General features: G+C 67.0%; 14 protein-coding genes. 4 read left to right on the top strand and 10 right to left on the bottom strand.

The annotated features are described in order from the left end of the window. Positions 1 to 139 precede the first annotated feature (139 nt). The 3 genes from N4G70_RS00825 to N4G70_RS00815 form a co-directional block, all read right to left on the bottom strand. Positions 140 to 907: a YidC/Oxa1 family membrane protein insertase gene (locus N4G70_RS00825; RefSeq protein ID WP_261710394.1), complete on the bottom strand. Its 768-nt coding sequence runs from the start codon at positions 905 to 907 to the stop codon at positions 140 to 142. Positions 908 to 1,069: 162 nt separating this feature from the next. Beyond that, the gene (locus N4G70_RS00820; RefSeq protein WP_261710393.1) at positions 1,070 to 1,393 is read right to left on the bottom strand and encodes a DUF6412 domain-containing protein; all 324 of its coding nucleotides are present in this window, start codon (positions 1,391 to 1,393) and stop codon (positions 1,070 to 1,072) included. Positions 1,394 to 1,539: 146 nt separating this feature from the next. Further along, positions 1,540 to 2,073: a helix-turn-helix domain-containing protein gene (locus tag N4G70_RS00815; RefSeq protein WP_261710392.1), complete on the bottom strand. Its 534-nt coding sequence runs from the start codon at positions 2,071 to 2,073 to the stop codon at positions 1,540 to 1,542. Positions 2,074 to 2,276: 203 nt separating this feature from the next. Between N4G70_RS00815 and N4G70_RS00810 the strand changes: the two genes are divergently transcribed. Continuing rightward, positions 2,277 to 3,653: an MFS transporter gene (locus tag N4G70_RS00810; protein WP_261710391.1), complete on the top strand. Its 1,377-nt coding sequence runs from the start codon at positions 2,277 to 2,279 to the stop codon at positions 3,651 to 3,653. Between the two features lie 18 nt (positions 3,654 to 3,671). Here N4G70_RS00810 and N4G70_RS00805 read toward each other — a convergent pair whose 3' ends face one another. Genes N4G70_RS00805 through N4G70_RS00795 form a run of 3 tightly spaced genes read right to left on the bottom strand, consistent with a single transcriptional unit; the run spans position 3,672 to position 6,211 of the window. Then, positions 3,672 to 5,168 carry a sodium:solute symporter gene (locus N4G70_RS00805; protein ID WP_261710390.1) on the bottom strand — a complete coding sequence of 499 codons (1,497 nt, stop codon included), beginning with the start codon at positions 5,166 to 5,168 and terminating at the stop codon, positions 3,672 to 3,674. Continuing rightward, positions 5,165 to 5,401 (bottom strand): DUF3311 domain-containing protein, encoded by a 237-nt coding sequence (locus N4G70_RS00800; protein WP_261710389.1) that lies wholly within the window; start codon positions 5,399 to 5,401, stop codon positions 5,165 to 5,167. The genes N4G70_RS00805 and N4G70_RS00800 overlap by 4 nt, the downstream gene beginning before the upstream one ends. Positions 5,402 to 5,410: 9 nt before the next feature. Continuing rightward, the gene (locus N4G70_RS00795) at positions 5,411 to 6,211 is read right to left on the bottom strand and encodes a class E sortase (RefSeq protein ID WP_261711321.1); all 801 of its coding nucleotides are present in this window, start codon (positions 6,209 to 6,211) and stop codon (positions 5,411 to 5,413) included. A gap of 137 nt (positions 6,212 to 6,348) precedes the next feature. Between N4G70_RS00795 and N4G70_RS00790 the strand changes: the two genes are divergently transcribed. Continuing rightward, on the top strand, positions 6,349 to 7,368 hold the full coding sequence (locus N4G70_RS00790) for an SEC-C domain-containing protein (protein ID WP_261710388.1): 1,020 nt from the start codon (positions 6,349 to 6,351) through the stop codon (positions 7,366 to 7,368). An 86-nt stretch (positions 7,369 to 7,454) separates the two neighbouring features. Continuing rightward, on the top strand, positions 7,455 to 7,931 hold the full coding sequence (locus N4G70_RS00785; RefSeq protein ID WP_261710387.1) for a very short patch repair endonuclease: 477 nt from the start codon (positions 7,455 to 7,457) through the stop codon (positions 7,929 to 7,931). Here the strand turns inward: N4G70_RS00785 and N4G70_RS00780 are convergent. From N4G70_RS00780 to N4G70_RS00765, 4 genes are all read right to left on the bottom strand, one after another. Then, positions 7,854 to 9,191 carry a DNA cytosine methyltransferase gene (locus N4G70_RS00780; protein WP_261710386.1) on the bottom strand — a complete coding sequence of 446 codons (1,338 nt, stop codon included), beginning with the start codon at positions 9,189 to 9,191 and terminating at the stop codon, positions 7,854 to 7,856. The two genes, N4G70_RS00785 and N4G70_RS00780, sit on opposite strands and share 78 nt — an antisense overlap. 144 nt (positions 9,192 to 9,335) lie before the next feature. Then, the gene (locus N4G70_RS00775) at positions 9,336 to 11,159 is read right to left on the bottom strand and encodes a DEAD/DEAH box helicase (protein WP_261710385.1); all 1,824 of its coding nucleotides are present in this window, start codon (positions 11,157 to 11,159) and stop codon (positions 9,336 to 9,338) included. After that, positions 11,156 to 12,577 (bottom strand): hypothetical protein, encoded by a 1,422-nt coding sequence (locus N4G70_RS00770; RefSeq protein ID WP_261710384.1) that lies wholly within the window; start codon positions 12,575 to 12,577, stop codon positions 11,156 to 11,158. Before N4G70_RS00770 ends, N4G70_RS00775 begins: the two co-directional genes overlap by 4 nt. Before the next feature lie 26 nt (positions 12,578 to 12,603). Beyond that, positions 12,604 to 13,323, bottom strand: coding sequence for a hypothetical protein (locus N4G70_RS00765; protein WP_261710383.1), 720 nt, complete (start codon positions 13,321 to 13,323; stop codon positions 12,604 to 12,606). Between the two features lie 227 nt (positions 13,324 to 13,550). Here N4G70_RS00765 and N4G70_RS00760 point away from each other — a divergent pair, with 227 nt between their 5' ends. Beyond that, positions 13,551 to 14,351, top strand: a complete 801-nt coding sequence (locus N4G70_RS00760) for a hypothetical protein (RefSeq protein ID WP_261710382.1) — start codon at positions 13,551 to 13,553, stop codon at positions 14,349 to 14,351. Positions 14,352 to 14,586: the final 235 nt, after the last annotated feature.

Here is a 14,586-nt window from a genome sequence, read left to right as displayed (position 1 = left end):
GGTGTACGTCCACTCCGCAAGACCCCGTTCACAAACTGGACCGTAACCAGGGCCACGACTGCTATACGCGTCGACCGGGAGGCGTGCCTTTCGCCATGCGGCGGGCGTGCCCTTCACCACGCGGCGGGCGTGCCTTTCGCTATGCGGCGGCGGCCGGCGCGGCCAACGCGGGCAGTGTGTCCTTGTAGAGGAAGGCCCGCTCGACGGCGGTCCAGGTGGTGCTGGTCACGAGATAGAGCGCGGCGGCGAGCGGCACCACGGCGACGGTGAACAGCGTGGCGAAGGACAGCAGCGGCATGAACTTGTTCATCGCCGCCATCCCCGGCACCGCCTCCTGTCCGCCCGGCACGGCGACGGGGTTGGCCGCCATCTGCCGCTTCATCCGCCGGTAGTTGAAGGTGGCGACGGCCGCGACCATCGCGAACAGCACTACATACACCAGTCCCTGCGGCCCGAACGCCCCGCCGTGTGCGAGCGCGTCCGTCCAGCGTCCGCCGAGCGGTGCCTGGAGGAGGGTGTGGTCGAGCAGCGCGTTCGGCCGGTCGCCGATCCTCGCGCTGGAGAACAGGTGGTAGAGCAGGAAGAAGGCGGGCATCTGGAGCAGGCTGGGCAGACAGCCCGAGAACGGGGACACCTTCTCGGCGGCATGCAGTTCCATGACCGCCTTCTGGAGCGCCTTGCTGTCCTTGCCGTGCTTCTCGCGCAGCGCCGCGAGCTGCGGCCGCAACGTGGCCTGCGCTTTCTGACCGCGCGCTGCCTGCCGCGACAGTGGGTGAACAGCGAGACGTACAAGAGCGGTGAAGAGCACGATCGCGGCAGCCGTCGACGCGCCGTGGAAGACGGGTTCGAGCAGGTCGGCCAGGTGCTCGGCGAGGCTCGCGATGGCGCTGAAGAGGGACGTGAACATGAGGAACCCCTCCGGGGGTCTGGTCTCGTCAGGAAGGACACGGGTGCGCGGTGCGCACGACGCACGCAGGCGCGTGGCGGCGCGGGGCGGCGCACATGGGGGAGGTACGTGTCGGCGTGACGAGCCGGTGGGGCGGGAGGAGCGGGGTGTTACGAGGTGCCCCTACGCGGCCGTCGGGACGGTGGCCCCGGGCGCTCGGGGCCGCGGCCGCCCGGAGGCGTCGGGGTCGCGTTGTGCGAGGAAGGCGGTACGCCGCTCCCGGTCGCGGATGGCGGTGCGCACCCGGGTGCGCGGCACCTGCGGCACCGCGCGCGAGGCGAGCGTCGCGCATACGGCGAGCGCGGAACCGGCGGCGGCGGTCGCGGCGAGCGCGACGGCGGCCGAGAGCATCCCGCCCTCGATGAGGACGGCCTGGGCGAGCAGGAAGAGAAGGAGCCCGAACAGCGGCCGGGCAAGCCGTGCGCAACGCGCGATGACGCCGCTCATGCCGCCCTCCCTCGGTCCCTCGTCTGCCGCCGTTCTCCTTCCAGCCGTTATACACGACGTTCGAACAGCGGTCGTAGTCGGAAGGCCGGGTCCCGTTCGGGCCCTCCACCCCTTCCGCCGCTCCCGAAGCGGCTCGGCGCGAACGCTCACAACTCCTGGAGTACGAGCGGCTGGAGCAGCCGCCGGGGCGCCCGCAGCGCGCGGCTCACCGGATCCGCGGCCGGACCCAGCCCGGCGCCGGGCCGCATCTCGACGTCCTCGGGGTCGACGGCCCGCCCGCACGCCCGGCACTCCCCGTACGACCCGAGCTCGGTCCCGCACTCGGCGTGGTGGAAGGTCCGCATCGGCCGTGCGTCGGGGTTGAACGCCCGCCCCCAGAGCCCGAGCGCGCGCAGCGCCGGCCACAGCGCCCGCCCGAGTTCCGTCGGCACGTACTCGTCGCGCGGCGGCGACTCCTGGTAGCGGCGCTTCTCCAGGACCCCGGCCTCGGTGAGCGTCTGGAGGCGGGCGGCGAGCACGGCGCGCGGGATCTTGAGGTGGACGAGGAAGTCGTTGTAGCGGCGCACTCCGTAGAGCGCGTCCCGCACGACGAGCAGCGTCCAGCGCTCACCGACGATTTCGAGCGCGCGGGCGATGGAGCACTCCTGCGCGGCGTGGTCGTAGTCCTTGCGGAGAGCCATGCGGCCAGTCTACCGAACTGGGTTCAATGAAAGAACCTTCGGTGCTAGGGTCGGGGCAAGCGAGTTCGTTCAATGAACCTTCACGGCCCCGCGGAACGGCAGCGGCTCCCCCTGCACCCAAGTCCGCCGGCCCCTGCACCCAAATCCGCCGGCCCACCCCCGTCCGCGCATCCGATCCGGACCCCGCCTCCCCGAGGGACGTCATGACGCAGGCCATACGCACCACCGCCCCCGCCCGGCCCGCCGGAACGGGGCCCGAGGCGCGCCCCGGCGCCACGCTCGCCGTCACCAGCGCCGCGACCACGGTCGCGCTGATGAACTACACCGCCCCGATGCTGACGCTGCCGAGCATGACCGCGTCCTTCCACACCGCGCTCTCCGCCCAGGCCTGGCTGCTCAACGGCGCCCCGCTCGGGCTCGCCGCGCTGCTCCTGATCGCGGGCAGCCTCGCCGACGACCACGGCCGCCGCCGTGTCTTCCTGGCCGGCACCCTCGCCCTCGGCATCACCATGGCGCTGGGCGCGCTCGCGCCGACCACCCTGACGTTCACCCTCGCCCGGGTCGCCCAGGGCATGGCGTCGGCCGCCATCCTCGCGAGCAGCCTCGGCCTGCTCGTCGCCGCCTTCCCGGTGGGTCCCGCCCGTATCCGCGCGACCGGCGTGTGGGGCGCCTTCGTCAGCGGCGGCATCGCCCTCGGCCCGCTCCTCGCCGGGGCTCTCACTACGTTCAACTGGCGCTTGGTATATGGGGTGTTGGCGGTGCCGGCCTTGGTGACCGCCGGGTTCGCGCTGCGCGCCCTGACCGAGTCGCGGGCCCCGCGCGGCGGCCGCCCGGACGCTCCGGCCGCGCTCACGCTGGCCCTCGCGTTCACCTCCCTGATCGGCGCGCTCACGCTGGGCCGCGACGGCTGGCTGCGTCCCGGCGTACTCGCGCTCCTGGTGGCCGCCGCCGTCCTCACGGCCGCGTTCACCTTCGTGGAGCGGCGCGCCACCAGCCCCATGATCGATCTGGCCCTCTTCCGGCGCGCGGACTTCCTGGTGTCCTCGGCGGGCGCCCTGTTCACCGGCCTCTCGGTGATCGGCTTCTTCAGCTATCTGCCCGCCCTGCTGAGCCGGTCGCTCGGCACCTCGCCGATGAACGCGGCCTGGCTGTTCGTGCTGTGGTCGGGCTCCGCGTTCGTGGTGGCGCTCCAGGCCAGGCGCCTCGCGGGCCGTGTCGCCGCCCGCCACCAGCTCGCCATCGGCTTCGTCCTGCACACGGCCGGAGTCCTCGCGATGCTGGGCGCCCTCACCGCCGGGCCACTGCCGCGGCTGATCCCCGGCCTGGTGATCGCGGGCATCGGCAGCGGCCTCCTGAACGCCGCGCTCCCCCGCCTCGCCGTCGAGTCGGTGCCCTCCGAGCGTGCGGCGATGGGTTCCGGCGCCAGCAACACGGCCCGCTACATCGGTTCGTCGGCGGGCGTCGCCCTCACCATCGCGGTGGCCCCGGCGGGCCCGGACGCGGTGATCGTGGTCTCCGCGTCGCTGGCGGCGGTGGCCGCGGCCCTGACGGCGCTGCTGCGCCCCCGCACCCGCGCCTGACAACCCCGGGCGCTCCCCTCACCCGCGTACCGGCGCGTCACGCTCCTCATGGATCGGATCGCGCGCCAGTACGTCGTCACCGACCGGCGCCGGCCGCGGCCCGAGCAGTGAACAGGCCAGCGCCACCAGGAGGTTGAGGCCGAGCGCGATGATTCCGGCGTTGACCCCCCACACCGGATCGTGGTCGGTGAAGACGAATCCGCAGACCGCCGCCACCCCCACCGCGAGCCCCGCGAGCCCACCCATCAGGGTCAACTTCCGCCACACCAGGCCCAGAAGCAGCATCGGCAGGAGCTGCGCCATCCCTTCGTAGGAGATGAGCGAGAGCCGGACCAGGGTGTTGGGCACGGTGTACGTCATGAGCAGCGCGAGCGCCCCCGCGACCACGACCACCACCTGCGAGGCCACCTTCTGCCGCTCCCGCAGGCGGGGTACGAGCGAGAGCACGCTGCGGCCCCACATCGTGCCGATGACCAGCATGAACACCGCCATCGGCACAATGGAGGACAGGGCCGCCGCCACGCCGACGAGTCCGACGGTCCAGGCGGGCAGCGAGTCGACGACCAGCTTGAACAGGGCGAGATTCGAGTCGGCGCCGGCCAGCCCCGGCACCACGAAGATCGCGGCCATGCCGAGCAGCATCGGCACGAAGAGCAGCACGTTGTAGGCGGGCAGCAGCATGGCGTTGCGGCGCAGCGCGTCGGCGTTGCGGGCGCCTAGGTAACCGGCCACCGTGGTCGGGAAGATGACGACGGTGAGGGAGTTGAGCACGGACGTGGTGGCGAACCACGCCTCCCCGAACGCCCCGCCGTGGCCCGGCAACGTGAGCCAGTCGCTCTTCTCGCTCACGATCCGGTCGGCGAACTCCCCGTAGCCGTCGAAGTAGTGCAGCGGCACATAGATCGCGAGGAAGGCCAGGGTGGCGATGACCAGGACGTCCTTGAGCACGGACACCCACGCGCTGCCGCGCAGCCCACTGACGACGACGAAGCCGGTGGTGACGGCGAAGGCAATGAAATAAGCCCAGTTGAGGGAGATGGCCCCATAGGAGATCGTCGAGACGACCACGCCCATGCCGGTGATCTGCAACTGGATGTAGGGCAGCAGGAAGACGGTGGCCAGCAGCGCGACAAGCGCCCCCACCCAGGGCTTCCCATAGCGATGGGCCACCATGTCGGTGATCCCCACCAGTCCGTGCTTCTTCGCGTAGGCCCACAACATGGGCCCGACCACATAGCCCACCGCATAGCCGCACGACATGTAGGCGACCACATACAGCACCGGGGCGCCGTAGTTGTATCCCCATCCCGCGGCACCCAGATAGCTGAAACTGGTGTAGCTCTCGCCCGCCATCAGCACCCAGATGAACACGGTCCCCAGACTGCGCCCGCCGACCGACCACTCGGCGAGCCCGCCCCCTCCGCCCCCGCGGCCGCGTACGGCGAACAGTCCGAGGGCGACCGTGCCCGCCATGAAGACGCCGAAGATGGTGGTGGCGACCGTGGCATCGCTCATCGGCCCGTCCCCTTCCTGTCTGCCGTGCCCGCGCCCCTGGTCGCGCCCCGGGTATCGCCCCGCCAGGTGAGCCAGATGGCGAGCGGGGTGGCCAGAGTCGCGATCAGCAGCCAGAAGAAGAGGAAGGGCAGCCCGAGCACCACGGGCCGCACCCTGTTCACGAAGGGCAGCGCCCCCAGGTACAGCAGATAGGGCACCCCCAGCCAGAGCACATGAGATCGACGACGTCGCATCCTTGAACGCTAGCGCGGCCGGCTTCCCCGCAACTTGCCCCACACCACCAGCCGGTAGGTGGAGGTGAACTCGGGGGTGCAGGTGGTGAGCGTGATGTAGTGCCCGGGCTCGCTGTACCCGTACGAGGGCTTGACATCGCTCCGGGGAACGGGAGCTATGGTCCCGCCGTCGCGCGCGGCGGTCTGGGGCAGCACGGAATCGACCACATACGTGAAGACGGTGTCCCGGGTCTCGACCACCACCTGGTCCCCCGCCCTCAACTCGTCGATGTGGCGGAACGGCTCCCCATGGGTGTTGCGATGCCCGGCGAGCGCGAAGTTGCCCACCTCCCCCGGCTGGGCGCTCTGCGCGTAGTGCCCCACATACCCCTTGTCGAGGACACCGGCCTTGCTGATGCCCTGCGCGACGGGCGCGGTGACCCCGATGCGGGGGATCCGGATGACGGCGTACGCCTGGTCCCCACGGGGCCCGCCCTTCGCGCCGGAGGCGCCCGTACCGGTGGAGGGACGCCGGGGCGCGGGTCCCTCCCCGACGGAAACCCGCTCGTCCGGCGCCACGGACGCCGAGCCCTCCGGCTGCTCACCCCCCGCGGCCGGCGGCATCGCGACGAGGGACCGCCCCCCTTTCCCCCACTGCTCCTCAAGGGAGTGGACGGTGCGACCGGCCTCGGCGCGGGCCTCCCGGTTGGTCCACCACAGTTGATGGGCGACGAGCAGCAGGACCAGGAGCCCGAGCGTCACGGCGAGCTCGGCGCCCGCCCACAGCCCCCGCGCCGCCCACACCCGCCGCCCGCGTCCGCCCTGCACCATCACCGGTATCCCTGTGCGCACGGGCGCAGGGTAGGGGGCGGGGCCACAACTCACCAGGCCCGCAACGTGACGGACTCGACCCACCAGGGCCCAAAGCGCCCTCCGCCGGGCCCCCGTACAGCAGTACGGTGTCCCTCATGCGCCCCGACACGCCTGCCGATCACCTTGCCGAAGCCGAGCGTCTGCTGCGCACCGCGACGCAGTACCCGGAGGACCAGGAGCCCCTGCTCCTCCAGGCCGCGGCCCACCTGGAGCTCTCGGGCGACCGCCCCAGGGCCACCACGCTCTACGACCGTCTGCTGTCCTCGTCCTCGAAGGTGGACCACCCCCACCTGGTGAAGGCGTTCAAGGCGGCGAACCTGTGGGAGTACGGCCACGAGGCCGAGGCCCGGGCCATCATCGAGGGCATCCGGGCGGCCGCGCCCCTGGACCCGGCGGCCTGGGGGATCGTCGCCGAGACGCTGGAGGCCCACGACGAACTGGACCTGGCCCACGCCTCGCTGACCACCGCGCTGACCCTGCTGGGCGTGGCGGAGGCGGCGGTCGACCCCACCGGCATCCCGTACAGCACCCAGTCCCTGCTGACCACGCGCCACCGGGTACGCCGACTGCTCGCCCAGCCGCACGACACCTGGGACACCCTGGCGGACGAGCTGCACACCGCGCCGATCTCCCTGGACGAACTCCACGACCCCAAGCGCCTGTGGTCCCTCGGCTCGGAGGACCCCGCCGAACTCCAGGCCGAACTGGCCCGCCTGCGCGCCGAGTTGGGCAACTACCGGCTCGCCCTGTCCCGCCCGTTCCCGGTCGCGGTCCTGCACTGGCCGGAACATGAACTGGACGAACTCCTCACGGCGTACCCGGAGCTTCAGTCCGAATACCCCACCCACGCCGCCCACTTGCTGGACATCGAGGCGTCCCTGCGCGAACTGGCCGCGGCCGGCACCCCCAACCTCGGCATCGTGACCGCCACGGTCCCCTCCTACGAGGCCTTCGCCGCCTCCGAATCCTCCTCCCCCGCCAACGCCGACCTCCTCCCCCAATACGCCACCACCCTCGCCGCCCGAGCCCGAGCCACCTCCTGGCCCCCGAGCCGAGGCGCGGACTGCTGGTGCGGGTCGGGGGTCAACTATGGGGACTGTCACGGGAAGGGGTGACACCGGCACCCCCGAGCATCACGGACTAGCTCTCACCGTGGGCCTCACAGAGCGAAGCTGTGAGGCCACAGGACTAGCCTTGTCTCATGCCGGACAGCGACGAGTGGACAGCCCCGGAAGGCTCCTGGGCCTCATCCGCAGCACGACGCCGCAACATGCAGGCGATCCGCAGCAGGGACACGAAGCCTGAGCAGTTGATACGGCGCCTCGTGCACGCTAAGGGCCTCCGATATCGCGTATCCGCCAGGCCACTTCCAGAACTGCGGCGGACAGCGGATCTGGTGTTTCGGCCCGTCAAAGTAGCCGTGTTCATCGACGGCTGCTATTGGCATGGATGCCCCGAGCACTACGTACCACCGAAGACGAACTCTGGCTACTGGTCGGACAAGGTTCTGCGCAACGTCACACGGGACCGCGACACTGACAAGAGATTGCAAGAAGCCGGATGGCTCGTGCTCCGCTTCTGGGAGCACGAGCCATCAACCTCATGTGCTGACGAGATCGCCGCTACGGTGCTCTCGCGAAGACGCAGCGACGAACGCGCTCTCCACCGGGATAGCTAGCTGAGAAAACTCCGGCTCCTCCGCAGGAGCCCCTTCCTCCATCACGTAGCCACTCAAGAGCTCGCCGCTCTTTTGCGGCCGCAATACGGCAGCAATAGCACGGCCAACAGCCTCAGCCACCGGAGGGGGAAATGCGTTGCCCACCTGACGGTACTTAGCCGTCTTCTTTCCCTGAAATTTCCATTTCGGAGAAAAACCTTGGATGATCGCGGCTTGCTCTACAGTGAGCATCGGGCCCGCCGGACGAAAGAGATCTCGCCGCGGGTCGCAGTGCTCCTCATCATTCGCAACCCCATTGCCGTCGACTCCCATGAGCTCCCAGGCCCGCTTAGCACGGCTCGGCCCAAGGTCAGCCCCGCCATGCTTCCTGGAGCCTCCCACCAGCGTAGGAGCTACACCCCCGGAGCTCGTAAGCTGCGCACGCCGCGCTTTTTCGCGCCACGCATTTAGCGCATCCTGCCCACTCCGCTCCCCCGCGACAGCCTTGTTTCCGTCTTCGTTTAGCAACAAATAATTCCGGAACCGCTCTTCCATGGATTTCTCCAACTTCTTGAAGACCGTGGCAGCATCACCGCGGCCCTCAAGCGGCCAGACGAAGTCGGAACCTTGGGGAACATCATTATGGATAGCGACAAGAATGGCACGCGGGCGCAACTGCGGAACGCCAAAATGCTTGGCATCGATACGCCGCCAAACACGCCGCATTTCCCTATCCTGCTTTTCCACAGTCCATTCACTATCGACCAGCGGCACCCTATAGCCTAGCCCGTGAAGTTCATTCACGATTTGACGGCGATAGTCGATGAAAACATGGGGAGGCTCCAAAATCCCTCGCACGTTTTCAATCATTATTGCCCGAGGCCTGAGCTTGGCGACAATTTTAAGCATATCGGGAAACAGGTCCCGCTCGTCATCGGCTCCGAGACGCCGCCCAGCCAGAGAAAACGGAGGACAAGGGACTCCACCGGCCAACAAATCAACTCGTCGGTCGCTCTCCATAATTTCTTTCAATTCTGCGGAATCCGCGAAATCCTTCACGTCGCTCGGCCGGAGCGCGTCGACCTTGGCTTTGTCCCATCCAGGCCAAGACTTCACGTTGGCTTTGAGGGTCTTGACTGCGTTCTCATCCCACTCAACGAGCGCTAGATGATCGAACCCGGCGTTGTGCAAACCCGAGGCTTGTCCACCTGCTCCGGCACAGATCTCGACCGAGGTGAGGGGCTCGTCGAACTGCGGTCGTGGCTTCCGCACGGCGGCCATGTGTGGACTCCTCGTGGTGTGGCGCAATTGAAGCCCCTGCCTCGCAGAGGCAGCAGGGGGCTACTCGATCCTCACCAGTTTTACAGCACGGCCAGGTGCCGTCCGTCTGATTGGGTCGACGGACGGCACCAGCCTACGCAGCACCTACCCAGCACGTCCCATGTGGCGCAGGAGTGCCTCCACGTCCGTCGGCGCTAGGCCGGCCGCGACGGACGGCTCTTCTTGCAGGTCAGAGAGCTGCTGGACCGAGGGATCATCAAGGATCTTGCCCATGAACTCAAGCTTTTGATCAAGCCGCGCCTCTACGACCTCATCGATCGTGTCCCGAACCGCGAGAACCGTGACACGAGTCTCGGTGTCCGGGCCCAGGCCCAACCGGTGGATACGGTCAAGGCTCTGCAAGAAGCGTCCTGCGACGAAGTCGCGATCCACGTACACGGCGTCGTGGCACACCTGATGCAGGCTGATGCCCTCCCCGAGGGTGGCCGGATTGGAGATCAGGACTTTACAGCTGGAATCCTCCCGAAACCTTCGAAGCTGCTCATCTCGGTCAGGGGTTCCGCCATAGACGACCGCCGGCGCAAACCCATCCAGCAGCCTGCTCAGAGTGGTCAAGCTACGGACAAACGTGGTCCAGACTATTGTTTTTCTACCAAGCCGCGCATTCTCTGCCACGATTGCAGCCGTCTCCTGGTACTTAGGTGATAGCTCATAGCTCGGCAGGCGCTGCATGAGGGCGTACAGGGAGTGCCCGCGAGGAATCTCCAGAGGCGGCAGCTGATAGGCCAGGGGCTCATAACGGCTGCCACCGTCCAAAAGCAGCGCCGGGCTGGTCGCTGCCATCAGCAAGCGCAGCGCAGTCTTACCCAGCGAGCTGAGGTCGTCACTTGAACCTCTGGAGTCGGGGTCGCCAACCAAAGATGCATAGATGTCTGCATGCAGCGGCGGAAGATCCAGGTACCGCATGCGTAGCTCCATCGGAGGAAGCCCCAGCTCCAGCTTGGTCGTGCGGGCAAACAGCGGCTTCAGGGCGACGCTGGCATACGCAAGGTCCCCACCAGCTACCGCGCGCGCCACGGAACGCTGTCCTTGCCCCGGCCAGACGAAGCCCAGCAGGTTCTCCAAATCCTTCGAGCCGTTGGGAGCAGGGGTGCCAGTGAGGATCAACCGCCTCTGCGCCAGGGGGCCAAGAGCCATACAGGCAGCTCCGTACGTTCCCCGTGCCCCAAGCTTCATCCGATGGGCCTCGTCGAGGATGATCATTGCGGGTTCGGCCTTCAGCCAGGAAGCCAACGTGGTGAGCGACCTGTCCAAGCGTTCGTAGTTGACGATCAGGACTTCAGCCCACTCATCCAGCGAGCCGTCAAGCACGTGCGGACGGAGCCGATGCCGAAAGCAGACTGCTGTCTCGTACTGCCATGACTCATAAGCTGACTTCGGACACACCACCAAAAGTCGCCTGACATGCCCCAGGGTCTTCTGCGCGGCATACACCCCAAGCGCTGAGCGGGTTTTGCCGGCGCCAGGAACACTGAAGTTCGCACCGTGCTGAAGTGAGAGCAGCTTGGCGATGTCACGTCGTTGGAACTCTCCTAGCTCTGCGATCCACTCCTCCCCGAGCAGACGCGGTACGTCATCAGCCAGAACCTCGCCCGCCGCACCATCAGCGTTGAGCCTGCTCTCTACCGTTGCGGCGTCCCGCAGGTTACCGAGTACCAAGCTCCGGAGATCCGCGGCCCACTCCACGCCAGACGGATCAGACCAAGCGGCGACCTCTGCTACGGCAGAGAGCAAGTCATCGAGGTCAACAGCCGCAGCCAAAGGACCGAGCTGGCCGCCCGTGCGAAAACGACCGACCAGCTGGACCAGCTCGCCCCGGTGGCTCTCCGCTGCCCTGAGAACCACCTTGGTACGGCTCTCATCAAATGCAAGGCTCAGAGAAGGCCCTTCAGCTGTCCCCGCAGTCACTCCTTGGCCTCCGAGACTGCATCGACGAGCCAGGAAACGCCATCACCAGGCGCTCCCTTCATCCTTTTCGCCTGCTGGGCGAGCTTGCTCAGGCTTGCCCGCAACTGGACCACTGCGTCATCGAAGGCGTCTTCATCAAGGCTTCGCGCCGCCCGGGCCTGGACCAGTTCAACAACACACTGGTCGATGTCTGCACAGGCATCCGCGAGACGGGCCGGCGCGAGCTGTTTCCGCTTCCGCACGCGCGCATCACGGCCGGCATCATCAATCGCCTTGTCGAAGGCGTCTTTCGCTTCCACAACCAGAGCACGTGCTTCCTGCCGGTTCACATCAGAAACGTCCGGCCCCTTTGCCACCCCCAAAGCCTTAGCCTTGAGAATCTTGTCGTTGAGGGCTCGCGCTGCCGCCACACGGTTTGAGGCTCCCGGGACTGCAACCCCGAGGCCAGGGACCATGACGGCCTCCGCACCAGCCTCTGAGGACGCCAGCGTCGCCGGCAGCACCCTGGCCAGGTAGTCCGCTTTCGCGAAATGCTCGTCGATGTGGCGGACGTCGGTTTTAGCGAAGTCGAGCAGCATGGCTGCAAGGCGCCATTCTTTGATCACCTCAGCCTCGTCAGGCTCAACGGTAGAGAGCTTTTTGAAAAGCCTTTCCAGCTCCTTCAGCTTCTCCTGGTCATCCTCGAAGTCGACCAGCCGCAGAGCGGCACTCCCGTTCCTGCTGCGCTCGATCAGTTCGCGGATAGTGCCGAGGATCCACCGTTCCTGATGATAGGTCTTGACCTGAATCCGGAATTCCTTTGCGATCACCTCAGGGGTCCGGCCCAGTTGAGCCTGCTCTTCCATAGCCAGCAGCCGGTTGATGTACGAGTAGTCGCGGCGGTGATCCTTGCGCAGCTGAAGCGAAAGCTCGACGGAGTTGATGTCTGCCCAGGTGAAGGATGCCGGCAACACGCCAACCCGCATGGACTGCACGCCGCTCTCCCGCAGAGCGGCGGCTCTGGTGTTGCCGTTGACGAGGACCCCGTGGTGCGTTACCAGCCCAGGATCGTTTTGCCCGAACTGCTCAAGGCTCTCCTTGAGCTTGTCGAACGCAGTGTCCCGCATGTCAGGATTGGCCGGCTCGGCTTGAAGCAAGTACTTCAAGTACGCCTGACTTTCCGCGCTCCACGGGTCGCTCTCCAGGGCCTTATCCCTGACAGGATCGTGGCTGCGCTGAGCTCGGATCCGGTGCGTACCGGGATTGAAGTAGAGACTGTCGAGCGGCAGGTCAACGACTTCTACGTGCAGTGGCTGGCCGCTCCACTCGACGGTGACGGTCTCCCTGGTCCCGCCCGCGTCCTTCACCTCCTCAAGCCTCTTCTTGATCAGCTCACTAAACTCGTCGGCACGCGGCGGTGCCTGAAATTCCCGGAACACGTTGCCACCCTTCCCCTTCACTTCATCTACTTGTTGTCCCCGGCGACGGCCTGCCGGACAGCCTCACGCGAAGCGACCGGCAGCGTCCGGAAAATGCCCCACAGCTTCTCCATAGCCCCGCGCGTCCGCTGGTCCGCGGCAATCCAGCTTGCGAAAACCTGCTGCTCCAGAGCCGAGAGTCCTTCCACCTGCCCCAGGAAGGCCGCCAGGTCAACCTGCTTCGTGCCCGCGCTTCCGCACCTCTTGCACTCCGTGACCATCTGGAATTCGATGGCGCCTCCCGGGAGCACGACCTCCCGCCGGGCGACGTTCAGGTGCGAAAGCACGTCCTTGTCGTCCTCGTACGGCTCGCCAGAACCAATCCCGCAGGTACGACAGAGGAAGTTGTCGTCAGCCATGATCTTGGTCCTCTGCGCAGCACTCAGGCTGTTCTTGTGCTTGGCAGTCTTTGCCTGGCCGGGGATCCACACTTCTGCGCCCTTGGCGACGTACCGCTGCTCCTCCTGCTTCAGCGCCGGGTCGTCGCGGCTCGTGTCAATCCGCCAGCCGAAGTCCCGCAGGTCCCGCAGGCGTCGGTCGATCTGCGCAACCTCGGGAAACGCCTTGCGGAGCTCAGCTTTGGTGAAGGTGTTTCCCACCCCGACTTCGGTCTCCAACCACAGGGCGGCACGGATCTTGCCGCCGAGCTTCGTGTCCTGCCAAGAGGGCAGCGTCATATCGCTCTCCGTTCCTTGCGTCACGACCACACGGGAATGCTGCCTGGCGTACCAGGCAGGCGGGCAGGCGGAACGTGTCTGTACGTCACGTGCCAACCGGGCGGCGCCGGTGCATCCTTGGAGATCAATTGACGCCGCTGGACCGGCCTGAAGTCCAGCGAAGAAACATGTTGCGCACAAAGACGGCAAGACCCAACCATCACAGAGGACGGGCCTAGGCGCCCAACCCGCAGCAGTCATAGGGAAGAAGGAGTCGCATGCGCGCCGGGCAAGTGGGAACGAGGATCAGCCCCGACCTCCCCAAGGGCAGACAGCACCTGGCACACACCCTGGGTGAGCTACATGTGCAGACCGGTGCACGAACGCTCAACGAGGCCGCCAGCCTGCTGGGCCGTCACAACTACCGGACTAACGCGAGTGCGATCTCCCGGTATCTCAACGGCGTTCGCGTGCCGCCTCTTCGATTAGTCACACTCATGTACGACCTCGCACTCGCCGCCGCAGGATCAGAGGCGGCAGTAGGCCTGACGAAAGAGGAAGCAGTCAAAGCTCACGAACAGGCCGAACTGACCCTTTGCATGACGTGTTCCAACCTCCGAAGCGACAACGACACTCTACGAAGCGACAACAGCAGTCTCCACAAGGAGAACGAGCGCCTCCGGAAGTCCGAAGCCGGCCTGCAAGCATCACTGGCCACCGCACGAAGACGAGCAGCGTCGCTGCCGGTCCCCCGCACTGGAGGGGACCGGCAGCGACAGGCGAGTGATGTTGCGGGCGCCACGAAGATTGCCGCTGCCGCCTCACGATTCCGGCAGGAAGGGCATGCCGACGCCGCTCTGGCCGTCTTGAACGACACCGTCGGAAAGCTGACCCCGCTCGAGGCGGCCGTCTCACTAACCACCCTGCGCATCCAGCAGCAGCCCCAACTCGCCGACACCTTGGGGCTCATGTACGTGCGCGAGCACTCAGATCGGGAAGTCATCCAGATGGCCCTGGAGCTGCACCAGCGCGGATTGCCAGACGACGCCACATCGATACTCCGCATGGCTGTGAGGTAGCCCACCGCCCGTCCGGGCGAGCGTGCCTAGGCGCTGCCCAGCACCTCGTCTTCGTCGTTTTCGTCGCATCCTCGGGCACCACCCGGTGGAGAAAGTTCGCGACGAGACCTCAACAGCGGCCGCCTCCAGGACGGACAGTCGGCTCTCATCGGCGCGCATCTCGCCCTAAGCGAGTCAGCAGTAACTGCTCAGCGCTGCCGACACCCCACGCCCCGCGCCCTACGGTGAGTCTCAC

Source organism: Streptomyces sp. ASQP_92 (genome assembly GCF_025399895.1).
In the GTDB taxonomy this organism is placed as follows: domain Bacteria; phylum Actinomycetota; class Actinomycetes; order Streptomycetales; family Streptomycetaceae; genus Streptomyces.
Note: the sequence above shows the minus strand (reverse complement) of the source record. Positions and strands in the feature narration are given on the sequence as shown.

Coding starts and splice junctions, on each gene's coding strand:
- N4G70_RS00815 (WP_261710392.1), bottom strand. CDS start 2,073: ATGGCTCTCCGCAAGGACTACGACCACGCCGCGCAGGAGTGCTCCATC.
- N4G70_RS00785 (WP_261710387.1), top strand. CDS start 7,455: ATGCCGGACAGCGACGAGTGGACAGCCCCGGAAGGCTCCTGGGCCTCA.
- N4G70_RS00790 (WP_261710388.1), top strand. CDS start 6,349: ATGCGCCCCGACACGCCTGCCGATCACCTTGCCGAAGCCGAGCGTCTG.
- N4G70_RS00800 (WP_261710389.1), bottom strand. CDS start 5,401: ATGCGACGTCGTCGATCTCATGTGCTCTGGCTGGGGGTGCCCTATCTG.
- N4G70_RS00795 (WP_261711321.1), bottom strand. CDS start 6,211: ATGGTGCAGGGCGGACGCGGGCGGCGGGTGTGGGCGGCGCGGGGGCTG.
- N4G70_RS00820 (WP_261710393.1), bottom strand. CDS start 1,393: ATGAGCGGCGTCATCGCGCGTTGCGCACGGCTTGCCCGGCCGCTGTTC.
- N4G70_RS00825 (WP_261710394.1), bottom strand. CDS start 907: ATGTTCACGTCCCTCTTCAGCGCCATCGCGAGCCTCGCCGAGCACCTG.
- N4G70_RS00760 (WP_261710382.1), top strand. CDS start 13,551: ATGCGCGCCGGGCAAGTGGGAACGAGGATCAGCCCCGACCTCCCCAAG.
- N4G70_RS00780 (WP_261710386.1), bottom strand. CDS start 9,191: ATGGCCGCCGTGCGGAAGCCACGACCGCAGTTCGACGAGCCCCTCACC.
- N4G70_RS00805 (WP_261710390.1), bottom strand. CDS start 5,168: ATGAGCGATGCCACGGTCGCCACCACCATCTTCGGCGTCTTCATGGCG.
- N4G70_RS00810 (WP_261710391.1), top strand. CDS start 2,277: ATGACGCAGGCCATACGCACCACCGCCCCCGCCCGGCCCGCCGGAACG.